A 22,915-nucleotide genomic window follows, 5' to 3' on the forward strand; every position below is an offset into this window, starting at 1 on the left:
GGAAAATACCGGAAGTCTCATCCAGATTTATGGAGGACACGATGGACCAGATCCCGATGAAGAACGAACCCGCACTCGACAATTTCTGGATGCCGTTCACGGCGAATCGCCAGTTCAAGTCGGCTCCTCGCCTGCTCGCATCCGCCGAGGGCATGTACTACACCGACGTCGACGGGAATCGCGTTCTCGATGGCACGGCTGGTCTCTGGTGCTGCAACGCAGGACATGGCCGCAAGAAAATTTCCCAGGCGGTCGAGCGCCAGCTCTCGACCATGGATTACGCTCCGACCTTCCAGATGGGCCATCCCATCGCCTTCGACTTCGCCGCAAAGCTGGCTAAGATCGCTCCGGGCGGTCCCGATGCCAAGCTCGACCGGGTCTTCTACACCGGGTCCGGTTCCGAGTCCGTCGACACCGCACTTAAGATCGCTATCGCCTACCAGCGTGCAATCGGACAGGGCACCCGCACACGCATCATCGGCCGCGAGAAGGGCTATCATGGCGTCGGCTTCGGCGGCATCTCCGTCGGCGGCCTGGTCAACAATCGCCGCGTATTCCCGCAGATCCCTGCCGACCACATGCGCCATACTCTCGACATCGAGCGCAATGCGTTCTCCAAGGGCCTGCCGCAGCACGGTGTCGAGCTTGCCGACGATCTCGAACGGCTCGTTCAGCTTCATGGTGCCGAAACGATTGCCGCCGTCATCGTCGAACCGATGTCCGGGTCGGCTGGCGTCGTCCTGCCGCCCAAGGGTTATCTGGAGAAGCTGCGCGCCACGGCCGACAAATATGGCATCCTGCTGATCTTCGACGAAGTCATCACGGGCTTCGGACGTCTCGGCACTCCGTTCGCGAGCGATTATTTCGGCGTCGTTCCCGACCTCGTGACGACGGCGAAAGGGCTCACCAATGGCACCATTCCGATGGGCGCGGTCTTCGCCAGCCGGAAGGTCTACGACGGCCTGATGGTCGGCCCAGAGAACGCGATCGAGCTGTTCCACGGCTATACCTACTCTGGCCATCCCGTTGCGTGCGCCGCGGGCATCGCCACACTCGAGATCTATGAGGAGGAAGGGCTTCTCACCCGTGCCGCGGAAGTCGCCGATCATTGGCAGGAAGCGCTCCACTCGCTGAAGGGCCATCCGCACGTGGTCGATATCCGCAATCTCGGTCTAGTCGGCGCAATCGAACTCGCGCCCCGTGACGGAGCACCCGGCACGCGCGCCTACGACGTCTTCGTGGATTGCTTCAACAAGGGTCTGCTCATCCGTGTGACCGGAGACATCATCGCATTGTCGCCGCCGCTCATCGTGGAGAAGAGCGAAATCGACCTGATCGTTTCCAGGATCGGCGACGCCCTGAAGCGGGCTGCCTGAGGCTGAGGGATGAGATGACGAGGAAGAAGGTCCGCATCGCAATCAACGGCTTCGGTCGCATAGGCCGGACTATCCTGCGGATTCTCCTGAACAACCGCCAGGATTTCGAGCTCGTCCTCATCAACGATGTCGCCCCGCTGGAGAGCTGCGCGTATCTGTTTCAGTACGACAGCGTCTTCGGTCCATGGCCGGAGGAAGTCGAAGCTCTCGATCAGGCTCTGCAGATCGGCCCGAGGGTCTTCCCTTTCCATAATGTCCGCGACGTTCGATTCCTGGATCTGACAGGGGCCGATGTATTCCTCGAATGCACCGGGCAGCCCTATACGCGCGAGTTCATTTCCCGCGCGCTAGGAGCCGGTGCAAAGCGGGTTCTAGTCTCCGGCCCCGCCGAGGCCGCCGATGTTACTGTGGTTTTGGGTGCGAATGAGGAAATGATCGGCGACCACAATATCGTCTCCAACGCCTCGTGCACCACCAATGCACTCGCTCCTCTGTTAAGGGTCATAGACGACGCCTACGGTATTGTGGGCGGGCAGATGACGACGGTCCACTGCTATACGGGCAGCCAGCCAACGGTCGATCAGCCAAAGGGCGATCCGGCGCGAAGCCGGGCAGCAGCCCTGTCAATGGTCCCGACTTCGACGAGTGCACACAGACTGCTGGGCAGCATCCTCCCGGGGCTTGCGGGGAAGATCGAGGCGCGCGCCATAAGAGTTCCGACGGCCAGCGTATCCGCCATCGACCTGACGGTCTCGCTCAGGATCGAACCGACCCTGTCCGATGCCCGAACCCTGTTGCGGAATGCTGTACAGGCATCGCCAGTGATGGGATGGATCGAACGTCCCTTGGTCTCGGTCGACATGCGCGCCCGGCCTGAATCGCTTGTCGTCTCCGGCCCCGAGATCTCCATGTCGCCCGGAGGACTGCTGCGCGTGTTCGGCTGGTACGACAACGAATACGGTTTTGCGAGCAGAATGCTCGATGTTGCCGCGATTCTCGGCGCCAAGGTCGGCTAGGCGCCGTCCGACGCCCTGGTGCCTCGCTTTGGCTTCGTCGCCAGCACGTTCCGGATCGAGAAGCTCGAGTGGATTCGGAGTACGCCGGGCAGCGTCGAGAGGATTTCCTTGTGGATTCGTTCGAAGTCTCCCGCATTGGCGACCTCCACGCGAAGCAGGTAATCCGAACCGCCAGTCATCAGAAAGCACTCGCGGATTTCAGGATATCGTCTCACGGCGGCCTCGAAGCGATCGAGATGATCCTCGGTCTGACGCTCGAGCGTTATGTTGATGATCACGGCGATGCTCGTCTCGACGTTCGAGGTGTCAACGAGAGCCGTATAGCCGCGAATTACGCCCGACTCTTCCATAATCTTGATACGCCGCATGCAGGCGGACGGTGAGAGGCCGACGTCCTCAGCCAGCTTGGCGTTCGACGTTCTGGCATCGAGGCGCAGAAGGCGAATGATGTTGCGATCGATCGCATCCAGAGACGGCATGATGGAATCCTCTAATTTTTCGTCTTTTCCTCTTCCAGATACGCCATTTTCGAATAATCGAACACTCTTTGATGGGAAATTCGACGATTGTTTCAATAAAATCCCAAGTGTGCCAGGAGCGGAGGGTCGAATATGCAAACGGTCAGGTTGGACGAACTGCACGTCGATGAAGTCGGCGGTGTAGAGGGTGCGTCAGGCTATCTCACGATCGATCTCGCGGCGCTCAGTCGAAATTACCAGGCACTTGCCGCCAAGGCAGCGCCAGGTCGTGCGGCGGCTGTCGTCAAGGCCGACGCCTACGGTCTCGGGGCCGAACGAGTTGCAAAGACTGTCTATGAGAATGGCTGCCGCCATTTCTTCGTCGCGCAGTTCGTGGAAGCGGCAAGACTCCGCCCGGCTCTGCCGCAGGATGCGCACGTATTTGTTCTGAACGGCCTGCAGCCTGGCAACGAGGACATCTGCGCCTACGAGAACATTATCCCGGTCATCAATTCCATCGAGCAATGGAAGAACTGGGCGAGAACGGCGCGCAAGCTCGGACGCAGATTGCCCGCCGCCGTACAGTTCGACACCGGGATGTCGCGCCTCGGACTTCCCCCGGAAGAACGCCGTCTCCTTGCCGAGGAGATCGCCCTCGGGTCTGATGTCGAAATCCTGTTCCTTATGAGCCATCTCGCTTCGGCTGATGACGACGAGAGCATTCAGAACTGGGAGCAGCTTGAAGAGCTTCGTAAGATCGCCTTTGAATTCCCCGGCCACGAGCTTTCCTTCGCAAATTCCGGCGGCCTGTTCCTTGGCAAACCCTATCGCATCGGCCTCGCGCGCCCCGGCATCGCCCTCTATGGAGGCGCGCCATCTGCTTTGCCGAGCCCGATGGATGCCGTGGTGCGCCTGGATGTCGCCGTCGTGCAGACGCGAACTGTGCCCGCCGGCACCAAGATTGGATACGGCGGAGTTCACGTCGCAAGCAGGGAGACCCGGCTCGCCACCATCGCGGCGGGATATGCGGACGGTCTGCCACGCAGCCTCAGCGACCGTGGTGCGGTGTACTTCGACGGCGTTCGTCTCCCGATCGTCGGACGCGTATCCATGGACAGCATCACCATCGACATCAGCGCGCTGCCCGAGGGCGCAATCCGGCTGGGGAGCCTCGTCGAAGTGATCGGTCCCAATCGAACGCTCGAAGACGTCGCCCGCGAGGCGGGAACGATCTCGTACGAAATCCTGACCGGACTCGGTCATCGCTATCATCGTCAATATCGCTAACGGCCGGAAGAGCCGCATTCGGAAGAGGGTATCATGAAAGTCGCAGTCCTGGGCGCAGGCATCGTTGGCGTCACCTCCGCATACCAGTTAGCAAAGGCCGGACATGAAGTCGTGGTCGTCGACCGCCAGGCAGGCCCCGCGCTTGAGACGAGCTTCGCCAACGCGGGTGAGGTTTCCTTCGGCTACTGCTCGCCGTGGGCTGCTCCCGGCATCCCACAAAAGGCCTTGAAGTGGATCTTCATGGAGCACGCTCCGCTGATCCTTCGCCCGAAGCTCGACGCCGCGATGCTGTCCTGGATGGCGAAGATGCTCTTGAATTGTACGTCGGAACGGTACGCGCTCAACAAGAGCCGCATGCTCCGCCTCGCCGACTACAGCAGGATCGCGCTTGCCGATCTCCGGGCCGAAACCGGGATCGCATATGACGAGCGCATGCAGGGCACGCTTCAGCTCTTCCGGACGCAGGCGCAGCTAGATGCATCCGCCAAGGACGTGAAGGCTCTGGCAGCAGACGGTATCCCGTATGAAGTCCTCGAGCGTGATGGCTGCATTCGGCACGAACCCGCCCTCGCCCACGTTCGCGATAAGATCGCTGGCGGCCTCCTGACGCCCAAGGATGAGACCGGGGACTGCTTCAAGTTCACGAACGCCCTCTCAAAGAAGGCCGAGGAACTTGGCGTGCTCTTCTCGTACGGGACCTCGATCAAAGGGCTGGACGTCGAGGCCGGACGCGTGCGCGGCGTCGTGACCGAGAACGGCAGGATTTCCGCCGACGCGGTTGTCGTGGCGCTTGGAAGCTATTCTCCGCTGCTGCTGAAGCCGTTCGGAATCAAGCTTCCCGTCTATCCGGTGAAGGGATACTCGCTGACCATCCCAATCACGGATGCTTCGAGAGCGCCGGAGTCGACCGTGATGGACGAGACGTACAAGATCGCCATCACGCGTCTGGGTGACCGCATTCGTGTCGGCGGCATGGCTGAAATCTCCGGATACACGAACGATCTCGGCCAGAAGCGCCGCGCGACGCTCGAACATTCCGTGACCGACCTATTCCCTGGCGGCGACGCCTCCAAGGCGAGCTTCTGGTCTGGTCTCCGGCCGATGACACCCGACGGCACTCCGGTGATCGGCCCGACGAAGATTGCAGGCCTCTATCTGAACACGGGGCACGGTACCCTTGGGTGGACGATGAGTTCCGGATCTGCACGCGTGGTCAGCGATCTCGTCAGCGGCAGGGTTCCGGAAATCGACGCCAATGGACTGGCGATCAGCCGGTACAAGCCGGGCGCGACCATTGGAGCAAGCAATCCGCTCGTTCCTTCGCAAAGCCTCCAGTAGGATGTGTTAACAACAACAGCAGCAAGCGCGGGCGGAGGTCGTCCTCGCTTCACATCGTGTTACTAACGATCGAATGGAGACGAATACAATCTTATTGCGTGTGGTGCCTCCATCTCCTCTCCCATGAGCAGAATCTCAGCGATGGGTCAACTCGGCCCCGTGCGCCCGGCCGACGCCAGGCGCTTGAGCGCCTCTGCAACCGATACCCGGCGATAGGTTTCCTCAACCAGGCCGTCGATCTTCAGCGCATCACGACGCGCCTGCACGCGAACTCGGTCGTCGTCGGTGACGTCAGTCTCCCTCTCCCTGATCCAATGAAGGAAGGCGTCGTCCGCCTCCTTGATCGGCCGGCCGGTCGCCGAGGAAATGCGGTTCTGGCTTAGCTCGGCCAAGGGCCGAAGGGTCTGGCGAGGATTATGTTCAGTGCGTTTGTCGTTTCCGGCAATTGCGAGATCGCCATCCGAGACGCGGCCCGAAGCATTGTAGACGAATGCGGACGCGATCCGATCGAATGCGGCGTCCTCCTCCTTCGGACGATGCTCCACGTCGCGCATCGGCCGGTCAGGAACAGCCAGCCGCGTGATGCCTCGGTCGTTAATGGCATCCAGAATCTCGCGGTGATCGGACGTCTTCAGGATTACTTCGCGCCTCGCTGGCCAGAAGTCGTAGTGGGCGTGAGCGCCGTAGCCTCTGCCGATGTGAAAGGCATAGATTTCGGGATAGACCGTCACCGTCGTCCGACGCGACGCTTTCACGTCGTAATATGCCGTCGTTGCGAGTTGAAGGAGGTGGGTAGCGCCAATTCCTCCAAACGTCTCGTCGATGACGAGGCCGAAGCGATCATGCTCATGCCAGTTCGGAAAAGCGTGAATTATCTCGGGATAACAAAGACTCACGACTGGTCGGAGTAGAGAGATTCAAAATCGTATAAGTCGTTGATTTTAAACGATAATTTCCACTCTTTGTAACGCCGTCACGGGATACATTCTGTTCTAGATTGCAAGAGCATATAACCCGCATCGAAAGCTGCTCGCAAGAGCGAAGCTACAGGCTTACCGCCTCCATAAATTTGCGTCCGACATCCGTGAACCGTAGTTCCTTAAAGACGCGGATACCATTTTGTATCTGGTTCTCATCATAAAGCGGCTCCTGTTGAGCGCTATCGAAGAATGCGGTGACGCCCAAAGCATATAAATGCTGTCCGTAGAATTCGACGTTTTCGGGAAACATGAGGTTAGCGCGCGGTATCTCATCCAGCTCCATCTTTATGTTGCTGAAGGTATTTGAACTTCGGTCGTAATCTTGTGTAAACCGCTGACGGAAGGACTGGCGTTCTTGTTTCCAGAGAGTCCACATGGCGCTAAGTAATGTCGCCTCATCTGCCGATAGTTGCCTGACGATCTGAGAGAAAGCGGGATGCGCATTATGAACGCGCGTCTGGTCCATGCTACTGCTCAGAAGCTGTGAGAACATCTCAGATATCGGGCTATCCTCGGGTTCATACCGTATTCCTTCAAGGACCGGTCCTAACACCTGCGGAGGAGGTGGAAGTCGGTTATCTTCTGGAACGCGGCGAACGGACTTATCGAGGAAGTTTCTATATCGGTCCTGCAGCGCGGCGGCATACTGTATAGGCGCGAGGGTAAGAAGAACTGTCTTCGTAATATCCTCTACAATATTTCCGACCTGCCGAGCACCGGGTTTTACTGCATCGTCATAGGCGTCTTTGACTGGAATCTGCTTTGCAACTTCGACAGCTACCGCTGTAGCCAGGTCAACCTCTTCTGCCATCGCCGTCTACCCTGAACGCGGATTGAGTTATTGTAGCAATAAGCCTGCCGATCTTCATCGACGAAGGTCATCTCGCATTGATTCTATCAGTCCGCTGAACGCCGACTCCCGTTCAGACCGTGGCCTATCGTTTGTTTCCACGATGGCCTGGGCGAAACGCGCTGCGTCCGGCGACCCGAAAAGCTGGCAGCGGGTTTGCCAAAGAGCAAAATCCTTTGAGTTTTCGTCTGAAGGTTGCACCGCTGCTTTATGGAGCGCTCCGAGAAGTCCTAGATAGGCTTCCCGCTTCTCCTGATACAGGCGGTCTTTCATCACTGCCCTGCGACTATTGAAATTGTCGATAACCGACTTCAGTAGCGATCCGATACCAAGGCCACCGATTAGCGGCAAAACCCAATCCATGCTCAGTGCCTCACCAAATTTTTGACCATCGTTTGAAGGCAGCAACGTCAGCCTTCGTCAGCTTGAACCATTCCCCACGTGTCCGCTTCGCGGCAAAGCGTTTATGCCAATACGCTTCAATGCCTGCCGGATCGTCGGTTAAGATCGAATGGACAAGCTCGATTTCCTGAGGAAGCTCGATCTGGATTTGCCGACCGCGCTTATTGAGTGAGGTCGTGAAGCCGATCTTGTAATCCGTGCCGTGGCGCTGCATGTAGACGTAGCCGACTAAAGTGGCCGCATTGTCACGGTCGTAGTCGACGTTCTGACGGCGCGGAATGTATGCCCGCGCGAACGAAGCGACCTCTACCTCACCAGCTCGGTCAGCGTGCTCTGCAAGGGCTGTCGCCAATTCGGCCACGCCCCAACGTTTCAACAAGGTTTTCCGATCGGGACTGTTAGGACGGTGATGAAATTCAAAATCGAGGTCGGAAGTCGTCGGGAAGCGGCCTAGTGCTTTAGCAATGTCCATCACCAGCTCCAAGAGAGCGTCTTCGCTCCATGCGACCTGAAGTTCATTCGGTGCCAGTCCTGCCTCAGCAACGGCATCACTCCAGTTTCGCCAAATCTTTCCCTGCCACTCGTGACGCTTAATTCCCGTCTCCGCTTCGAACTTCGCATGCCCGGCGATTTGCCGCCGTTATCAGCCGCAACTTGCCGGATCTTAAGAAGTATGTCCTGCTTCTTGTAATCGCTCACTCGGCTGATTCCCGTTGTGGGCGTATTTTGCTCACGACTACACAAAAAGAAAAGCCCGCCGAGTATCCGACCTGATATCCTCTCGCGATGGCGAAGATTGACTCGGAAAGATCGTACGCATTGCCCGTCAAACCGGCAGCACCCATCGGGGACATTGCTGCGCGAAGGAACTTAGACACTCCCTCAGAAAAATTCCTCAGTTTGACGACGAGCCTCGTTTCACTGGACCTAGATTTCGCCGATAACTGTATGGATCGGGCGCAGGAAGGCCCTTTGGCATAGCAACCTCTAAGCAGTAACGTGTATGCGCTTCGGCCGCCCGCGCCACCTCCGCATCAAGCTTCGTGACAGTGTCCCAGAACGCTTGCGGCCCTTCTGGTCGGGTTTCATCAGCTGCATTGAGTACAGTTGGAGCCCAAAGGCGAAGAAGTTGGAGCAAGGGTAGAAGTGGATAGCGATACCCATCTACCGTCACACCGGCAGAGAGATCGCCTGCATGCCCTCCCCTTCCTACAACGAAAAAGCCAAAGCCATCTCTTTCATGACCAGACCAGATTTGCTGGCCAAGCTCCAGTTGATGTTCTAACACCGACGGTGCACCCAATGTAGGCCGCCAAGAAACACCCGCATCACCACCATCACCACCAATTGCCATTCCATCGCCAGCAACATTCGCGCTACCACCATTACCCCCGCCGCCGTGCAAGCCTCCCCGACCTCCTCGGCCGCCAATTGCTGAACCATCGCCGCTAACGCTTGCGTTGCCCCCTTGACCTCCACGTCCAAGCGGCATTTCGTCGTGCGATTTTCGTCGCAAGCGGATTACCCAAGCAACCGAACCACCAATAGCCGTAATGGCTGCAACCACAGCGCTAACGCCGCCAGAATATGTATTAATGGCGATCCACGTGTCTCCCAGCAATTCAAGCATTGTAATGGCCCAATCTTGTAAAATCTCGCCAAGATTTAGTGATTGTCGTGCGATCCGGCAACGGCTTTGGGTCAAACCGAGGACGCAATCCCCTTTGCTTGTTTTGTACGTCACATATTTTTGAGCTGGTTTATGCAACACAATAGAAGCGTTGTGTGCCATCCCGCACGCCTGACACCAAATCATCAAGCATAAGTCGAGCGTCGGCCTATTGTGACAATCAGACACCCTTGAGGCGAGTACGAACCAAACGCAGATGCCTCGGAATTACCCTCTCGGAAGAGGCCACACCAAATCGCCGTCCCAGACCACGGTTATCCACAGGTTTAAGTCTTCAGATGTCGAAAGGAACAGAAAAGGAACAACTATCAATATGCTCCTGCGATGTGATACAATCGTGATCTACCGGTAGCTGCGTGATTTCGCAACTAACATCGAAAACCTCTTATGCCATTGGAATAAAAGAGGTTTTTGGTGGGTGATGTAGGGCTCGAACCTACGACCCGCTGATTAAGAGTCAGCTGCTCTACCAACTGAGCTAATCACCCGTAACCGCTCGCTCGCGGTGTGACCGGGCATATAAATAGGATCGGTTTGATTGTCCAGCGGCCAGATGAATTTTCTTTGGTTAATCGTCAAAAAAATTTCGAAGAGCCCCAAAAACCCTACGAAATCAAAGCTCAAGAATTCCCGTCGCGACACGGATAGCCTGGCCGCCGATCCGCGCATTGGCGATATCGCCGCCGTCGATGTCGATATGGAGATGGATGAAGGAGGGGCGGCCCATCTCGACACCCTGCTCGACGATGACGGGATGGTGACCATCCGGAAGCCGGTCGAATTGGTTGATGGCGCCGGAAAGCGCAGCCACTGCCGAGCCTGTTGCCGGATCCTCGAGAATGCCCATGCCGACCGGGAACATGCGGGCATGAAACTTGGCTGTGTGATTGAGCGCGCCGCGACAGTAGATGAAGGCCGAGGCGAGCGCCCCGTCGACAAAGGGCACGGTTTTTTCCCAGAGCTGCGGATCGAATTCCATCCGCTCGGCGGCCCCGACATCGTGCACCGGCACCAGCAAGAACGGCACGCCGGCGCTCCAGATGGACGGTACATGATTCTCGAACCCGATCTCGGTGACCTTCAAGCTGAGCGCGTTGGCTATATCGGCTTTGTCGAGCGGCAACATGATTTGCTGTGACTTCCGCGGCAGGTCGAACTCGGCAAAACTCGCGCTTCTCTGCCGCAATCTCACGGCGCAGCGCACCGGCCCCACCCGCTCGTCCAAAACCGAAACCAGATCGACATCGCCGCCATGGCTGGCATGCGCCCGCTCCGCCAGCGCGATTGCGGTGCCAACGGTCGGATGGCCGGCAAAGGGCAGTTCGCGGCCCGGCGTGAAGATGCGCAGGCTTGCCGTATGCGCCGGGTTCTGCGGCGGCAGAACGAACACCGTTTCGGAGAGATTCATCTCCTTGGCGATCGCCTGCATGGCTTCATCGCTCAACCCTTCGGCGTCGAAGATGACGGCCAGCGGATTGCCCGCGAGTTTGCTGTCGGTGAATACATCATAGACACAGAAGCTGCGGGCCACCCCTACCTCCATCACATGACTCTAGACTGTAGAACCCAGCTCAACCATACATAACGGCAACACATGTGAGCGCAAGCTAAAGCTATTCCCGACGAGCGAAGAACCATGCGAGAATAGCCGGCATCGCCGCACTGTAATGATGCGCCGTAGGATCGGCCGAGCGAATGGCAATCGCGTCGTCGATCTCCTTTTCGTGGTCCACCAGCATGTGCGCGCGGATCCGCTCCAGCATCTCTTCTGCCGTCCAGGGAAAGCGGAAGACGCGGAACAAGGTCACGGAAAGGTTCGCATGCGTGGCGTAGTAGCCCGGCTCGGCGACGGCGTCAGCAAGGTCGAGCCCGGTTTCCTCCATGACTTCGCGCCGCATATTGCCCTCGATATCGCAGCGCCCGTCGACGATATCGCTTTCGTCCATCGAGCCTGCGGCACAATAGACCTGGCCGGGATTGGCGGTATGCTCAGCCATGCGGATGGCAATGATCGCGCCGTCCGAGGAGACGGCGACCGGAAAGGCGAAGACATGAAAGCCGCCGCTGCGTTCCTTTTGTTTGCGCCACCATAGGAATGTGGAGAAGGACGTAACATACGCCTCGCCCTGCACAGCCTGCTCGCTGACCGACAAACTATGCTGAAAAATCATCCGCCCATCGTAAAGTGCCGGATTGGCGGCGATCTCCCTTTGCCAGTTTTCCTGCGCGGCTTCGGCATTGCTGAGGTGAAACGGGTGATCGCCGGGAATAACGGCGAGATCGATGTGGGCGACCGGAAATACGGTCTTTTCAGGCGGCCAGGCGGCCGCATCGTTTTGCACTTTGAAAGCGTGACTCATATCAGATCCAATGTCATGACGACGGGGCAATGATCGGAGGCTTTCGGCCTGTCCCAACCGGTGCGCGGATAACGTTCTACCTCTTGTCCGGGCGGAAATATGGTACGAAAAGGCTGACCTGAGCGGACGACCTCAGGCAAACGGGCCGCATTGGTGCGCGCCAGGGCCGGAGACAGCCAGATATAGTCGAGCTGGCAAAGCCACTGCTCCTGCGGTCCGCGAGCGTGATACAATGTCCAGCGGTCCAACGCATCGCGCCGGCGCATGACATTTTCAACAAAACCGTCCTTGCTGAAGACATCGAGCGCGCTGGTCTTTTCATCCTGATGCTTGAAGCGATAACCGGTGTGACGCGTGCCGATGACATCGACGCGTTCCTGATAGTCGTTCATATCGCCGCAAATGGCGAAATTCTTCGTCGCCGTATGACCGGCGCCAAAACGGTTCTCGATGATGCGCCGCACGGCGAGCGTCTCGGCACGGCGCACCGGCATGGTCGAATCGTGGCCATCGATGCCTTCCCGCGCCGGTCCCATCGATTTCAGATGCACCACATAGAGGGAAAGCGGCACGCCGCCGATGGTCAAATCAAGCTCAACGCAATCACGTTTGAAGACCTTGTCGTCCAGATGAAGGCCAAGCGCTGCAAGTTCATCGTTGAAAAAGCCGAAATCGCGATAAGTCACCATGGCGTGACTTCTGATGTCCCTGAGCACGATCGGCTGTCCGTCACGCGTTTCTTCGCGCATCATCACGGCGACATCGATACCCCTGACATCATTGCCCTCGATCAGGAATTTCTGCCGGTAGCCATTGCCGACCATGCGATAGAGATAGCCGTATTCAAAAGCCTGCAAGGCTGCCATGTTGTCGACTTCCTGCAGGCAAATGATGTCGGCATCCGCATCGGCGATCGCAAGCGCCGTCATCTGCCTCGTATCATCGGTGGCGGCCACCACGCGCGCCGCTTCCAATTGCTGGTAGATGGCTTCGTTCTGCACGTCGAACAGCTTCAGCACGCGGTCCTGGCGCAACTGATTGCGGAAACCGGTGTAATCGAAGCGGGTCAGCAGGTTTTCGACGTTGAACGTGGCAAGGCGCAGGGACATCTGGCATTCCGATTTGTGGATATGTGAGCCTTCTCGCTCACCCTAGCTAATTGGCCTTAGCCGTGACGGTCGATTTGAACTTGCCCATGAGATAGGGGCCGGAGAGAACCGGGGCGTATTTCGGCTCCTCACCCGGCGAAAGACAGGATGGCAGGCAAGCGATCTCGGCGAACCAGTTCGGCTGATGGAAAAACGCCAGTGACTGCCGTCGTTGCATGCCGCCTTCTTCCGGTGGCGGATTGACGACGCGGTGCACCGTCGAGACCCAGCGATCATTGGTCCAAAGCGCCATCAGGTCACCGATATTGATGATGAAGGCGCCGGGCACCGGAGGCACCGGCGTCCATTGGCCGTCCGGCGCAACGATCTCCAGTCCCTTGGAACCCGGCTGCGGCAGCAGGATCGTCAGGCTACCGTAATCGGTGTGCGCTCCGGCGCGCAACTGGCCCGGCTGCGGCGCAATACGCTGCTCGGGATAATTCAGCGCCCTGAGTGCGCTAATCGGTGGGTCGACGTAGCTGTCGAAGAAGTGCTCGTCGAGACCGAGTGCGATGGCAAAGACGCGCATGATCCGCGCCGCCAGATCCTCCATCGATCGGTAATAAGGCTTCCATGCATCCGCAAAGCCTTCCGGGCCATCCGGCCAAATGGTGGCGGCATAGCAGAATCCGAGCGCTTCCGGGTCGGTCATCCCCGCCGGCACGGCCAGCGGTCCGCCGTTGAAACTTTCCTTGAGATCAGGCGGCGTGTCGACATTGCGCGATTTCGCCAGTGCTTCGGTGCCTGGGCCTAGGTAGCCATAGGGATAGCCGGCATAAGGCGCTTTCGCGCGTTGCTTGACGTCGGCGGGCCGATCAAAAAAAGCGTGTGTCTTGGCCCATATGGCTCCAATCACAGCCTCGTCGACGCCATGGTTGGCAATCGCCAGAAAGCCCGTCGAACGGCAGATCTCGTCGACCTCGACACCAAGCCGCCTCTTCTCCCCTTCGCCGGCCGCCTCGAAGGCGCCGAGATCGAAAATCGGGAAGTTTTGGTCGGACATGGCGCGACTCCCATTCGTGACATCGGACAACTCAAGCACAGGTAAAAGCTGCCGACAACCGTATTGTCTTCTGTCACGACGCCGATCACAGCCGCCATGCTGAGCGAACAGCGACCGCATAGACATCGCCCGGTTTTATCGCCTCGCGGCTATGGGCTCTCAATATCTGACCATCCGGCAGCGATAGCCGCAACGCGTAGCGCTCGCCTTCGTAAAGCACGGATTCCACCCTGCAGGAGATGCCCTCGGCATCGGCGACGACGTCCTCGGGTCGAACGAGAACATCGGCGCGCGGGGTCTTATCCTGCTGCTCACTCCAAATCGCCTTCAGTGCCGGCCAATCGATAAGCCGCGGCTTACCATCCGGAATGGCGAGTGATAGGATTGCACCCTGCCCCACCAATCCGCCGACCAGCCGGCCCTCCGGCCGCGCATAGATTTCCGCCGGCGCTGCGACCTGCAGCAACCGTCCCTCGGACATGACGGCGACATCTGTCGCCAGCGCCATCGCCTCGCTCTGATCATGGGTGACATAGACCATGGTGGCGCCCGAGCGCTGATGGAATTCGCGGAAGGTCTCCTCCATCTCCTTCTTGAGATGACGATCGAGATTGGCAAGCGGCTCGTCCAGCAGCACGACATCGGGCGATGTCACCAGGCAGCGCGCCAGCGCCACACGCTGACGCTGGCCGCCGGAAAGATCCGCGGGCCGCCGTTCGCATAGTCTTCCAGCCATACGGTCGACAAAGCCTCGCGCACCTTCCGACGATAGCGCTCGCCGGAAATGCCCCGCACTTTCAGCGGATAGCCGACATTGTCGGCAACGTTCATATGCGGCCACAGCGCGTAGGATTGGAACACCATCGCCATGTTGCGCCGCTCCGGCGGCAACATGTTCGCGGCATCGGCAAGTAGGCGTTCGCCCAAATAAATCGAACCATCCGTCGGCTGCTCGAAGCCGGCGATCATTCTCAGCACCGTCGTCTTGCCGCAGCCGGAGGGGCCGAGCAGTGCCAGAAAACCACCTTCGCGGACCTCCAGCGACAGCGCCTTGACCGCCGGGCGGCCGCCTGTGCCAAAATCCTTGCTGACGTGATTGAGGATCAGCTTCGCCATGGCACCACCCCCTTCGGCAGGCGTTTGGCCAAGATTTCCAGCAGCAGCATCATGGTGACCACCATGGCGATGACGATGACGGACATGGCGGAGGCGAGATCGGCGCTGCCGCCATCATCGAGATTGTAGATGACGACGCCTAGCGTCTGAGTGCCCGCCGACCAGAGCAAGGCGGAAACGGTGAGCTCGTTGCAGGCGATGAGAAAAACCAGGATCACCGAAGCGCCCGCTGCCGGTGCGATCAACGGTACGATGATATCGGCCAGACGGCGGACGAAGCCGGCGCCCGAGAGGCGCGCTGCCTCCTCCAGCGCCGGATCGAGCTGCAGAAAGGCGCTCATCACCGGCTTGAGGCTGACGGCGAAATAGGCCGAGAAATAGGCGAGCAGAATGATCCAGATCGTGCCGTAAAGCGTGATGTTGAGAACCGGCAACGGCGCGGCGAAAACCAGGATGAAGCAGACGGCGACGATGATTCCCGGCAGCGAATAGGGAATCTCGATCAGCGCACCGACGATCCGGCTCAGCATATCCTTGCGCCGCGTCAGGGAGTAGGCCGCCAGCACAGTCACCGCAAGGAGACCAAGCGCCGTCATGCTGGAAAGGAACAAGGAATTGGAGAAAGCGACGCGCGTCACCGCCTGCCGAAACAGGATTTCGGTGAAGGCATGCAACGATGCCGTCTTGAAGGTCAGCGGCACGCCATAGGCCGGTACCAGCGCGCCGGCGACCAGCGCGAAGAACGGCGCAACCAGCATGATAAACAGGATCGCCCAAAGCAGCGGCACGGCCGCAAGACGCCAACGGCCGAGCGCGAACGCTGCTGAGGCACCCGAAAGGCCGATAACCCGATAATCCCGCCCTTTCAGCGCCTTGCCCTGTACAGCAAGCCCGGCAACCGAAATCACTGCGATCATCGTCGACAGCAGAGCGATGTCGCCGAAGGTGCGGGGGCCGAAACTGGAGAATTTGGTGAAGATCAGGGTCGACAAGGTGAAGATCGAAGCGGGAATGCCGAGGATCGCCGGGATACCGAAATTGCCGATCGAAGAGACGAAGGCGATGGCAGCGCCAGCGATGACACCGGGCAGTGACAGCGGCAGAATGATGTCGCGGAATACACGAAATCCGGAAGCGCCCGACAGCCTGGCCGCCTCGACGCCGTCACGCGGCAGCGCCATAAGGCCAGCCCGGAGCGCGAGATAGACCAGCGGCGCGTGCTGCACGCCATAAAGCAGCGCAATGCCGCCGACGGAATAAAGCGGCTGCGGCGAGCCAAGCGGCGGTGCAATATGCAGCGCCTTTAACAAGGGGCTGGATGGGCCGGACATCTGCACCCAGGCGAGCGCCGTCACCTGCGGCGGGATCATCATCGGCAGGACGAAAAGAAAACCGAGCGGCCCCCTGCCGGGAATGTCGGTCAATGTCAGCAGGAAGGCAAAGAGACAGCCGAGCAGCACGGAAATGACCGTACCGAACACCGCGGTCTCGATCGTATACCAGGCCGAGCGCCAAAGAGCGGGATCGGTGATCAGTTCATAGGCCCCGCCGTGCAGCAGCGCCTCGATGCCGACCTCCACCAGCCGCGCCAGTGGCAGCGCGCTCAAGAGCATCACGATGACAACAACAAAAGGAAACAGCCAGGTTGGCTGGCTGTTTCCCTTACGCACATATCCGTACATCGACCGTCCAGATTGGATCACTTCGATCCGTAATAGGAAGAGAAGGTCTTCAGATCCTGGTCGGTGTTCTTCAGAGCTTCGGCGGCATTCAACGGCAAAACCTTGATACTGTCACGTGCCGGGAAACCGGCAGGCAGCGACATGCCGTTGCGGGCGGGGATATAGCCGAGCTTCAGGAAGCCTTGCTGCCCCTTTTCCGACAGCACGTAATCGACGAACTTCTTGGCGGCGTCGACATGCTTGGCACTGGCGAGGATGCCGACCGGCTCGGTCACGGCCGAAACACCTTCGGTCGGGAAAACGAATTCCAGCGGCGCACCCTTGGCCTTTTCGCGGATCGGCATGTAGTCGACGACCATGCCGTAGGCCTTTTCGCCGGAAGCAACGGCCTTGAGCACCGCGCCATTGCCGCCGGAAGCGATTGCGCCGTTCGCGGCAAGGTTCTTGTAGTAATCCCAGCCGAGGCTGCCGACGCCGGCAAGCGTCTGCGCATGAATGAGAGCCGCACCCGAAGCGAGCGGGCTCGGCATGGCTACGAGACCCTTGGCTTCCGGCTTGGCCAGATCCTGCCAGCTCGTCGGCTTCATCGAGGCGGCAGTGTTGTAAACGATGCCGGTCGTGATCAGCTTGGTGGAATAATAGTAGCCGCCCGCATCGTAGAGCGACGAATCGTAATTTGCAGCTTCGGGCGACTTATAGGCGAGCAGCTTGCCGGCTTCCTTCAGCCGCTCCAGCGTCACCGTATCGGCGATCAGGAGCACGTCGGCGACCGGAGCGCCGGCCTGGATTTCCGCCTGCAGCTTGGCAATGATCTGCGGGGTACCGTCGCGCACCCAATCGACCTTGATGCCGGGATTGGCAGCCATGAAGCCATCGACGGTTGCCTGCGCATCCTCGTTCGGCTGGCTGGTGTAGAGGACGAGGTCGGCGGCCGCAGCCGAGCCGGAGAAAAGGGCGACGGCCAGCATGCCGGCGAGAGCGGAAACAAACGTCTTCATGAAGCGTCCTCGGCTGGGTGATGAGAAGGGTTCCTTAGCGAGGGTGGTTAACATGATTGTGACAATCCGCAATCGTGAACCGAACCGTTCATACTATCATTCGACCTTGACCATAAGCGCCCTGCACTATCTGCTAGCGCGCGAGTTTCAGCTACGATTTTTGGAGGATAATCTATGGAATACCGTCTGCTTGGCCGCTCCGGCCTCAAAGTTTCCACCATCACCATGGGCACCATGACCTTCGGCGGCGTCGGCTGGGCGAAGACCGTCGGCGATCTCGGCGTCGGCGAGGCGAAGCGGCTTGTCGATATGTGCCTCGATGCCGGCGTCAACCTGATCGACACAGCCGATGTCTACTCTCAAGGGGCTTCCGAAGAAATCCTCGGCGAGATCATCGGTGGCCCACGCAAGAACGGCGTCTTGATCGCCACCAAGGCCCGTTTCCCGATGGGTCCGGGCGTCAACGATGCCGGCTCCTCGCGCCAGCATCTGATCCAGGCCTGCGAAGCCAGCCTGAAGCGGATGAAGACCGACGTCATCGATCTCTATCAGTTGCATGAATGGGACGGCCAGACGCCGCTCGAAGAAACGATGGAGGCGCTCGATACGCTCGTCCGTCAGGGCAAGGTGCGTTACATCGGCTGCTCGAATTTTTCCGGCTGGCACATCATGAAGGCGCTGGGGGTCAGCGAGCGCGACAAGCGCGAGCGTTTCGTCAGCCAGCAGATCCACTACACGCTGGAAGCGCGTGACGCCGAATACGAGCTGCTGCCGGTCAGCATCGATCAAGGGCTCGGCGTCCTTGTCTGGAGCCCGATCGCCGGCGGCCTCCTCTCCGGCAAGCATCGCCGCAACCAGGCGACACCGGAGGGTACGCGCCAGTTCGCCGGCTGGACCGAACCGCCAATCCGCGACGAAAACCGCCTGTGGAACATCGTCGATACGCTGGTGGAGATCGCCGACGGTCGCGGCGTCTCGGCCGCACAGGTGGCACTGGCCTGGCTGATCGGCCGCAAGGGTGTCACATCCGTCATCATCGGCGGGCGCACGGACGCGCAATTCAAGGACAATCTCGCCAGCGCCGAGCTGAAGCTGACCGAAGAAGAGCGCAAGCGCCTCGACGACGTCAGCCTGCCGCCTCTGCTCTATCCCTACTGGCACCAACGCAATACGGCAAGCGACCGGCTCAGCGAGGCCGACCTTTCACTGATTGCGCCTCATTTGGCGAAGTGAGGAAAATAAAACACCTTCTCTCCCGCGGAGAGAAGGTGGGCTGGAGCCATTGCGTGAAACGAAATCGCGAGAGGTCGGATGAGGGGGGCACCTCGCATCGCGGGGTGAGTCTTGAGCGGCGAGCGAAAGACATCCCTTACGGTGCAACGCCCCCTCAACCCGAGCTTCGCTCGACCTTCTCTCCGCTGGGGAGAAGGTAAAAATTGAAGTAAAGACTAAGCCGCCATCGCTTCGATCTCGCTTGCAATCAGCTTGCCGAGCCGCGAGATGCCTTCATCGATCATCTGGTCGTTGGCGCAGGAAAAGCTGACGCGGAAGGTGTTCGGGCCGGAGCCGTCGGCAAAGAAGGCCTGTCCCGGCACGAAGGCGACTTTCGCGGTCTCCAGCGATTTTGCCAGCAGCTTGGCGCCGTCCATACCCTTCGGCAGAGTGATCCAGACGAACATGCCACCCTGGGGTTTCGTCCAGCTCGTACCCTCAGGCATGTATTTCGCAAGTGCCGCCAGCATGCAATCGCGGCGGTGGCTGTAGGTCTTGCGGACCTTCGCGACCTGCGCATCGAAGCCGCGCTCGGCGACCTGATGGATGGCGATCTGGTTGATGGTCGAGGAGTGCAGATCGGCCGCCTGCTTCATCAGGACCAATTTGCGAATGACCGGCGCGTTGGCAACGACGAAACCAACGCGAAGACCCGGCGCTAAGGTCTTGGAAAAACTGCCGCAATAGATCGTCCGCGTATCGTTGATATTGCCTTTGCGGGCAATTTCCAGCGCCAGGATCGGCGGTATCGCCTCGCCGTCATAGCGCAGGGACTGATAGGCGGCATCTTCGATAATGGCGATATCCATCTCGTCGGCGAGATCGATCAGCTGTTCCCGGGAAGCGAGATCGACGGTTTCGCCGGTTGGATTGGCGAAATCGGCGGAGAGATAGGCGAACTTCACCTTGCCACCCGCCTGCTCGGCCGCAGCGCGGTAGGAGGCCGGCGTGCGGTTGCCGTTCGGGGTGAGCTGATCATAGGTCGGCTCGTAGGCATTGAAGGCCTGAAGCGCACCAAGATAGGTCGGCGCGGTGACGAGTGCCGTATCCTTCGGCGACAGGAAAAGCTTGCCGAGATAATCGAGACCCTGTTGCGAACCGGAAACGATGAAGACGTTTTCGAGCTCGCAGGGAACGCCAAGCGCAACCATCTGGCTGACCAGCCATTCGCGCAGCGGCTTGTAGCCTTCGCTGACCGAATATTGCAGCGCTGCGTTGACGGCCGGACCCGAAAAGATGTCCGCATAAGCCTGCTTGAATTCCTGATCCGGAAACAATGCCGGATCAGGAATGCCGCCCGCGAACGAGATGATATCCGGACGCTCCAGCAGCTTCAACAGTTCGCGGATTTCGGAGGCGCGCATACGGCTCGAACGCGTCGCAAAGATATTTTCCCAATTCAACATGGGGTTTCCTCGTAATTTTTGGTCTTTGCACCACAAGATCACGCAACAAAAGATAAGTCAATAATGCTGACCTATTTTGTTTGTGACGGTGACAAACAATTCCTCAAGTTGGTGTGTCGGCCAAAGCGCAGAAATTCTCCGTCCCACAGGACCTACACATCTCTCCATTCAGATGTTATTCTTACACTATATGCATCGATGGGAAAAACGTAAGAATGGCCACTGCGACACTTTCCTCAAAATTTCAGATATCGATCCCGAAAGAAGTTCGCGATCAGCAGCACTGGAGCGCGGGCCAGGAGTTCGTATTCATCCCGAAAGGTAAAGGCGTGCTGCTCATTCCCGTTCCGACATTAGAAGACCTCAAAGGCATGGCGCGCGACGCGAATCCTGAGAACTACCGTGACCGAGACGACCGTTTCTGATGCGTGTGGTCGATAGTTCCTCATGGATAGAGTGGATTCTCGATAGCCCGATCGGACAGCGACTTTCCGGTCAAATTCCAGAACCGCGAGACTGCATCGTCCCGACAATAGTTCAGCTTGAGCTTTCGAAATGGCTTCTCCGCGAACAAGGCGAAGACGCCGTAAACAACTTCATTGCCTACACAATGTCATGCAACGTTGTTGAGCTGGATGCAGTCATCGCCCGCCGCGCGGCCGAAATATCGATGCAGCATAAACTCGCAACCGCCGATGCGATCATCTATGCGACCGCTCTTCACCACGACGCCGATGTCCTGACATGTGATGGGCATTTCAAGGAACTGGAAAACGTAATCTACATTTCGAAGACGGTGGACTGATGTGACAAACGGCGACCGCACATCCTCATTCTACGACAAGAACGCTGCCACTTACGCAATGCGCGAACGCAGCCTTCCGCAGCGTCGGCTCGACGCCTTTCTGAATGCCCTCCCCGCCGGCGCGTCGATTCTCGAGCTTGGTTGCGGCGGCGGTCAGGATGCGGCCTATATGATCGCGCAGGGCTTCAACGTGACGCCCATGGATGGTTCGGCGGAAATGGCCAAGCAGGCCGAAAAGTTGCTTGGAAAGCCGGTGATCGTTCGCAGGTTCGAAGAGCTGGACGATGATCACGCTTATGACGGCATTTGGGCCGAAGCATCCCTGCTGCATGTGCAGCGATCGGATCTTCCAGCGATATTCAACCGCGTTCACAAAGCCCTGAAGAACGGCGGCATATTTCACGCCAGTTTCAAAGCTGGAGACACTGAGGGTTACGACAGCTTCGGCCGGTATTACAACTACCTCTCGGCCGTCTGGCTGAACGATCTGCTGATTTCGGCCGAGTGGGACGACATTTCACTCAGTGAAACCGACGGTACCGGCTACGATGGCAAACCGACGAAATGGCTGCGGATGAAGGCCAGCAAAGGTATTCGGCCAGCTACCGAAGCCTTAAGCACACCTTGAAACGATCAGGGCCGGGGAAGTCTCCCTCCCCGGCCCTTCTCATTGGATATAGGCCCGAAGAAGCTTAGTTGACGCTCTTGTCGACCAGCTTGTTCTTGCCGATCCAGGGCATCATGCCGCGCAGCTTGGCGCCGACTTCTTCGATCTGGTGGCTGTCGTTGTTGCGGCGGATACCCTTGAAGCGGGCAGCGCCCGAACGGTATTCCTGCATCCACTCGGACGTGAACTTGCCGGTCTGAATGTCCTTCAGGACGCGCTTCATCTCAGCCTTGGTCTCTTCGGTGATGATGCGCGGGCCGGTGACGTATTCGCCCCACTCGGCCGTGTTCGAGATCGAGTAGTTCATGTTGGCGATGCCGCCTTCATAGATCAGGTCGACGATCAGCTTTACTTCGTGCAGGCACTCGAAATAGGCCATTTCCGGAGCGTAGCCAGCCTCGACCAGCGTTTCGAAACCGGCGCGGATGAGCTCGACGAGACCGCCGCAAAGAACGACCTGTTCGCCAAAGAGGTCGGTTTCGCACTCTTCGCGGAAGTTCGTTTCGATGATGCCCGAACGGCCGCCGCCGACGCCGCAGGCGTAGGAGAGCGCGAGTTCAAGGGCGTTGCCGGAAGCGTTCTGATGAACGGCAACGAGGCAGGGAACGCCGCCGCCCTTCTGGTATTCGCCGCGAACCGTATGGCCCGGGCCCTTCGGAGCGATCATGACGACGTCGACCGAAGCCTTCGGCTCGATGAGGCCGAAGTGAACGTTGAGGCCGTGGGCGAAAGCGATCGCAGCGCCGTCGCGGATGTTCGGAGCAATTTCAGACTTGTAGATGTCGGCCTGCAGTTCGTCCGGGGTCGCCATCATCATCAGGTCGGCCCAGGCCGCAGCTTCGGCAACGGTCATGACCTTGAAGCCATCGGCTTCAGCCTTCTTGACGGTCGGCGAACCGGCCTTCAGCGCGATCACAAGGTTCTGTGCGCCGCTGTCCTTCAGGTTGAGCGCGTGAGCGCGGCCCTGGGAGCCGTAGCCGATGACGGCGACCTTCTTCGACTTGATGAGGTTGAGATCGGCATCACGATCGTAATAGACGCGCATTGTTTGTCCTTCCCTT

The 22,915-nt window shown here is 58.9% G+C and carries 21 protein-coding genes, 1 tRNA gene and 1 pseudogene; 8 read left to right on the top strand and 15 right to left on the bottom strand.

From position 1 onward, the window contains the following. The first annotated feature begins 41 nt into the window (after positions 1-41). Positions 42-1,376 carry an omega-aminotransferase AptA gene (gene aptA, locus K290_RS0112760; protein ID WP_028752288.1) on the top strand — a complete coding sequence of 445 codons (1,335 nt, stop codon included), beginning with the start codon at positions 42-44 and terminating at the stop codon, positions 1,374-1,376. Positions 1,377-1,390: 14 nt separating this feature from the next. After that, complete coding sequence (locus K290_RS0112765) at positions 1,391-2,392, top strand: type I glyceraldehyde-3-phosphate dehydrogenase (protein WP_028752289.1); 1,002 nt, start codon at positions 1,391-1,393, stop codon at positions 2,390-2,392. Here the strand turns inward: K290_RS0112765 and K290_RS0112770 are convergent. Beyond that, positions 2,389-2,871 carry an Lrp/AsnC family transcriptional regulator gene (locus K290_RS0112770; RefSeq protein WP_028752290.1) on the bottom strand — a complete coding sequence of 161 codons (483 nt, stop codon included), beginning with the start codon at positions 2,869-2,871 and terminating at the stop codon, positions 2,389-2,391. The genes K290_RS0112765 and K290_RS0112770 overlap by 4 nt on opposite strands. A 132-nt stretch (positions 2,872-3,003) precedes the next feature. Between K290_RS0112770 and alr the strand changes: the two genes are divergently transcribed. Beyond that, positions 3,004-4,137 carry an alanine racemase gene (gene alr / locus K290_RS0112775; protein WP_051264043.1) on the top strand — a complete coding sequence of 378 codons (1,134 nt, stop codon included), beginning with the start codon at positions 3,004-3,006 and terminating at the stop codon, positions 4,135-4,137. Positions 4,138-4,170: 33 nt separating this feature from the next. Beyond that, complete coding sequence (locus K290_RS34170; RefSeq protein WP_051264045.1) at positions 4,171-5,475, top strand: D-amino acid dehydrogenase; 1,305 nt, start codon at positions 4,171-4,173, stop codon at positions 5,473-5,475. Positions 5,476-5,621: 146 nt separating this feature from the next. Here K290_RS34170 and K290_RS0112785 read toward each other — a convergent pair whose 3' ends face one another. From K290_RS0112785 to K290_RS0112850, 12 genes and pseudogenes are all read right to left on the bottom strand, one after another. Next, the gene (locus K290_RS0112785; protein ID WP_028752292.1) at positions 5,622-6,371 is read right to left on the bottom strand and encodes a hypothetical protein; all 750 of its coding nucleotides are present in this window, start codon (positions 6,369-6,371) and stop codon (positions 5,622-5,624) included. A gap of 148 nt (positions 6,372-6,519) precedes the next feature. Further along, positions 6,520-7,266, bottom strand: coding sequence for a DUF4393 domain-containing protein (locus K290_RS0112790; protein ID WP_028752293.1), 747 nt, complete (start codon positions 7,264-7,266; stop codon positions 6,520-6,522). A 412-nt stretch (positions 7,267-7,678) separates the two neighbouring features. Beyond that, positions 7,679-8,179 (bottom strand): GIY-YIG nuclease family protein, encoded by a 501-nt coding sequence (locus tag K290_RS0112800; protein WP_081670294.1) that lies wholly within the window; start codon positions 8,177-8,179, stop codon positions 7,679-7,681. A gap of 423 nt (positions 8,180-8,602) precedes the next feature. Next, complete coding sequence (locus K290_RS37265; RefSeq protein WP_154668595.1) at positions 8,603-9,499, bottom strand: hypothetical protein; 897 nt, start codon at positions 9,497-9,499, stop codon at positions 8,603-8,605. Between the two features lie 310 nt (positions 9,500-9,809). Further along, positions 9,810-9,885, bottom strand: a tRNA-Lys gene (locus tag K290_RS0112815). Between the two features lie 125 nt (positions 9,886-10,010). Beyond that, positions 10,011-10,928: a PhzF family phenazine biosynthesis protein gene (locus tag K290_RS0112820; protein ID WP_028752297.1), complete on the bottom strand. Its 918-nt coding sequence runs from the start codon at positions 10,926-10,928 to the stop codon at positions 10,011-10,013. Positions 10,929-11,010: 82 nt separating this feature from the next. Continuing rightward, positions 11,011-11,757 carry a DNA mismatch repair protein MutT gene (locus K290_RS0112825; protein WP_028752298.1) on the bottom strand — a complete coding sequence of 249 codons (747 nt, stop codon included), beginning with the start codon at positions 11,755-11,757 and terminating at the stop codon, positions 11,011-11,013. Next, positions 11,754-12,866: an endonuclease/exonuclease/phosphatase family protein gene (locus K290_RS0112830; protein WP_028752299.1), complete on the bottom strand. Its 1,113-nt coding sequence runs from the start codon at positions 12,864-12,866 to the stop codon at positions 11,754-11,756. Before K290_RS0112830 ends, K290_RS0112825 begins: the two co-directional genes overlap by 4 nt. Positions 12,867-12,912: 46 nt before the next feature. Beyond that, complete coding sequence (locus K290_RS0112835) at positions 12,913-13,908, bottom strand: isopenicillin N synthase family dioxygenase (protein WP_028752300.1); 996 nt, start codon at positions 13,906-13,908, stop codon at positions 12,913-12,915. A gap of 85 nt (positions 13,909-13,993) precedes the next feature. Beyond that, a pseudogene (locus K290_RS34175) lies at positions 13,994-15,024 on the bottom strand (ABC transporter ATP-binding protein). Continuing rightward, a complete protein-coding gene (locus K290_RS0112845; RefSeq protein ID WP_028752301.1) occupies positions 15,012-16,706 on the bottom strand; it encodes an ABC transporter permease in 1,695 nt (564 codons plus the stop codon). The pseudogene K290_RS34175 and the gene K290_RS0112845 overlap by 13 nt, the downstream one beginning before the upstream one ends. A gap of 17 nt (positions 16,707-16,723) precedes the next feature. Then, positions 16,724-17,704 (bottom strand): ABC transporter substrate-binding protein, encoded by a 981-nt coding sequence (locus K290_RS0112850; protein ID WP_028752302.1) that lies wholly within the window; start codon positions 17,702-17,704, stop codon positions 16,724-16,726. Positions 17,705-17,878: 174 nt separating this feature from the next. On the opposite strand from K290_RS0112850, the gene K290_RS0112855 reads away from it, so the two are divergent. After that, positions 17,879-18,937, top strand: coding sequence for an aldo/keto reductase (locus K290_RS0112855; RefSeq protein WP_028752303.1), 1,059 nt, complete (start codon positions 17,879-17,881; stop codon positions 18,935-18,937). Between the two features lie 215 nt (positions 18,938-19,152). Here the strand turns inward: K290_RS0112855 and K290_RS0112860 are convergent, their stop codons facing one another. Further along, positions 19,153-20,382: an aminotransferase-like domain-containing protein gene (locus K290_RS0112860; RefSeq protein WP_028752304.1), complete on the bottom strand. Its 1,230-nt coding sequence runs from the start codon at positions 20,380-20,382 to the stop codon at positions 19,153-19,155. A gap of 215 nt (positions 20,383-20,597) precedes the next feature. Between K290_RS0112860 and K290_RS0112865 the strand changes: the two genes are divergently transcribed. From K290_RS0112865 to K290_RS34180, 3 genes are read left to right on the top strand one after another with little or no spacing between them, the layout of a single operon-like run. Beyond that, positions 20,598-20,807 (top strand): AbrB/MazE/SpoVT family DNA-binding domain-containing protein, encoded by a 210-nt coding sequence (locus K290_RS0112865; RefSeq protein ID WP_028752305.1) that lies wholly within the window; start codon positions 20,598-20,600, stop codon positions 20,805-20,807. After that, positions 20,807-21,187 carry a type II toxin-antitoxin system VapC family toxin gene (locus K290_RS0112870; RefSeq protein WP_028752306.1) on the top strand — a complete coding sequence of 127 codons (381 nt, stop codon included), beginning with the start codon at positions 20,807-20,809 and terminating at the stop codon, positions 21,185-21,187. Before K290_RS0112865 ends, K290_RS0112870 begins: the two co-directional genes overlap by 1 nt. Before the next feature lie 58 nt (positions 21,188-21,245). Continuing rightward, positions 21,246-21,815, top strand: a complete 570-nt coding sequence (locus K290_RS34180) for a class I SAM-dependent DNA methyltransferase (RefSeq protein ID WP_172831016.1) — start codon at positions 21,246-21,248, stop codon at positions 21,813-21,815. Between the two features lie 64 nt (positions 21,816-21,879). Here K290_RS34180 and ilvC read toward each other — a convergent pair whose 3' ends face one another. Further along, positions 21,880-22,899: a ketol-acid reductoisomerase gene (gene ilvC, locus K290_RS0112880; protein ID WP_028752307.1), complete on the bottom strand. Its 1,020-nt coding sequence runs from the start codon at positions 22,897-22,899 to the stop codon at positions 21,880-21,882. Between the last annotated feature and the right edge of the window lie 16 nt (positions 22,900-22,915).

The organism is Rhizobium leucaenae USDA 9039, from assembly GCF_000426285.1.
In the GTDB taxonomy this organism is placed as follows: domain Bacteria; phylum Pseudomonadota; class Alphaproteobacteria; order Rhizobiales; family Rhizobiaceae; genus Rhizobium; species Rhizobium leucaenae.

Excerpts from the sequence above, each read along its gene's own strand:
- K290_RS0112765 (WP_028752289.1), top strand. The coding sequence starts at position 1,391 with ATGACGAGGAAGAAGGTCCGCATCGCAATCAACGGCTTCGGTCGCATA.
- K290_RS0112770 (WP_028752290.1), bottom strand. The coding sequence starts at position 2,871 with ATGCCGTCTCTGGATGCGATCGATCGCAACATCATTCGCCTTCTGCGC.
- K290_RS0112800 (WP_081670294.1), bottom strand. The coding sequence starts at position 8,179 with ATGGACATTGCTAAAGCACTAGGCCGCTTCCCGACGACTTCCGACCTC.
- K290_RS0112865 (WP_028752305.1), top strand. The coding sequence starts at position 20,598 with ATGGCCACTGCGACACTTTCCTCAAAATTTCAGATATCGATCCCGAAA.
- K290_RS0112855 (WP_028752303.1), top strand. The coding sequence starts at position 17,879 with ATGGAATACCGTCTGCTTGGCCGCTCCGGCCTCAAAGTTTCCACCATC.
- K290_RS0112790 (WP_028752293.1), bottom strand. The coding sequence starts at position 7,266 with ATGGCAGAAGAGGTTGACCTGGCTACAGCGGTAGCTGTCGAAGTTGCA.
- K290_RS0112870 (WP_028752306.1), top strand. The coding sequence starts at position 20,807 with ATGCGTGTGGTCGATAGTTCCTCATGGATAGAGTGGATTCTCGATAGC.
- K290_RS37265 (WP_154668595.1), bottom strand. The coding sequence starts at position 9,499 with ATGGCACACAACGCTTCTATTGTGTTGCATAAACCAGCTCAAAAATAT.
- K290_RS0112850 (WP_028752302.1), bottom strand. The coding sequence starts at position 17,704 with ATGAAGACGTTTGTTTCCGCTCTCGCCGGCATGCTGGCCGTCGCCCTT.
- K290_RS0112835 (WP_028752300.1), bottom strand. The coding sequence starts at position 13,908 with ATGTCCGACCAAAACTTCCCGATTTTCGATCTCGGCGCCTTCGAGGCG.
- K290_RS34170 (WP_051264045.1), top strand. The coding sequence starts at position 4,171 with ATGAAAGTCGCAGTCCTGGGCGCAGGCATCGTTGGCGTCACCTCCGCA.
- alr (WP_051264043.1), top strand. The coding sequence starts at position 3,004 with ATGCAAACGGTCAGGTTGGACGAACTGCACGTCGATGAAGTCGGCGGT.
- K290_RS34180 (WP_172831016.1), top strand. The coding sequence starts at position 21,246 with ATGCGCGAACGCAGCCTTCCGCAGCGTCGGCTCGACGCCTTTCTGAAT.
- ilvC (WP_028752307.1), bottom strand. The coding sequence starts at position 22,899 with ATGCGCGTCTATTACGATCGTGATGCCGATCTCAACCTCATCAAGTCG.
- K290_RS0112825 (WP_028752298.1), bottom strand. The coding sequence starts at position 11,757 with ATGAGTCACGCTTTCAAAGTGCAAAACGATGCGGCCGCCTGGCCGCCT.
- K290_RS0112860 (WP_028752304.1), bottom strand. The coding sequence starts at position 20,382 with ATGTTGAATTGGGAAAATATCTTTGCGACGCGTTCGAGCCGTATGCGC.
- aptA (WP_028752288.1), top strand. The coding sequence starts at position 42 with ATGGACCAGATCCCGATGAAGAACGAACCCGCACTCGACAATTTCTGG.
- K290_RS0112830 (WP_028752299.1), bottom strand. The coding sequence starts at position 12,866 with ATGTCCCTGCGCCTTGCCACGTTCAACGTCGAAAACCTGCTGACCCGC.
- K290_RS0112845 (WP_028752301.1), bottom strand. The coding sequence starts at position 16,706 with ATGTACGGATATGTGCGTAAGGGAAACAGCCAGCCAACCTGGCTGTTT.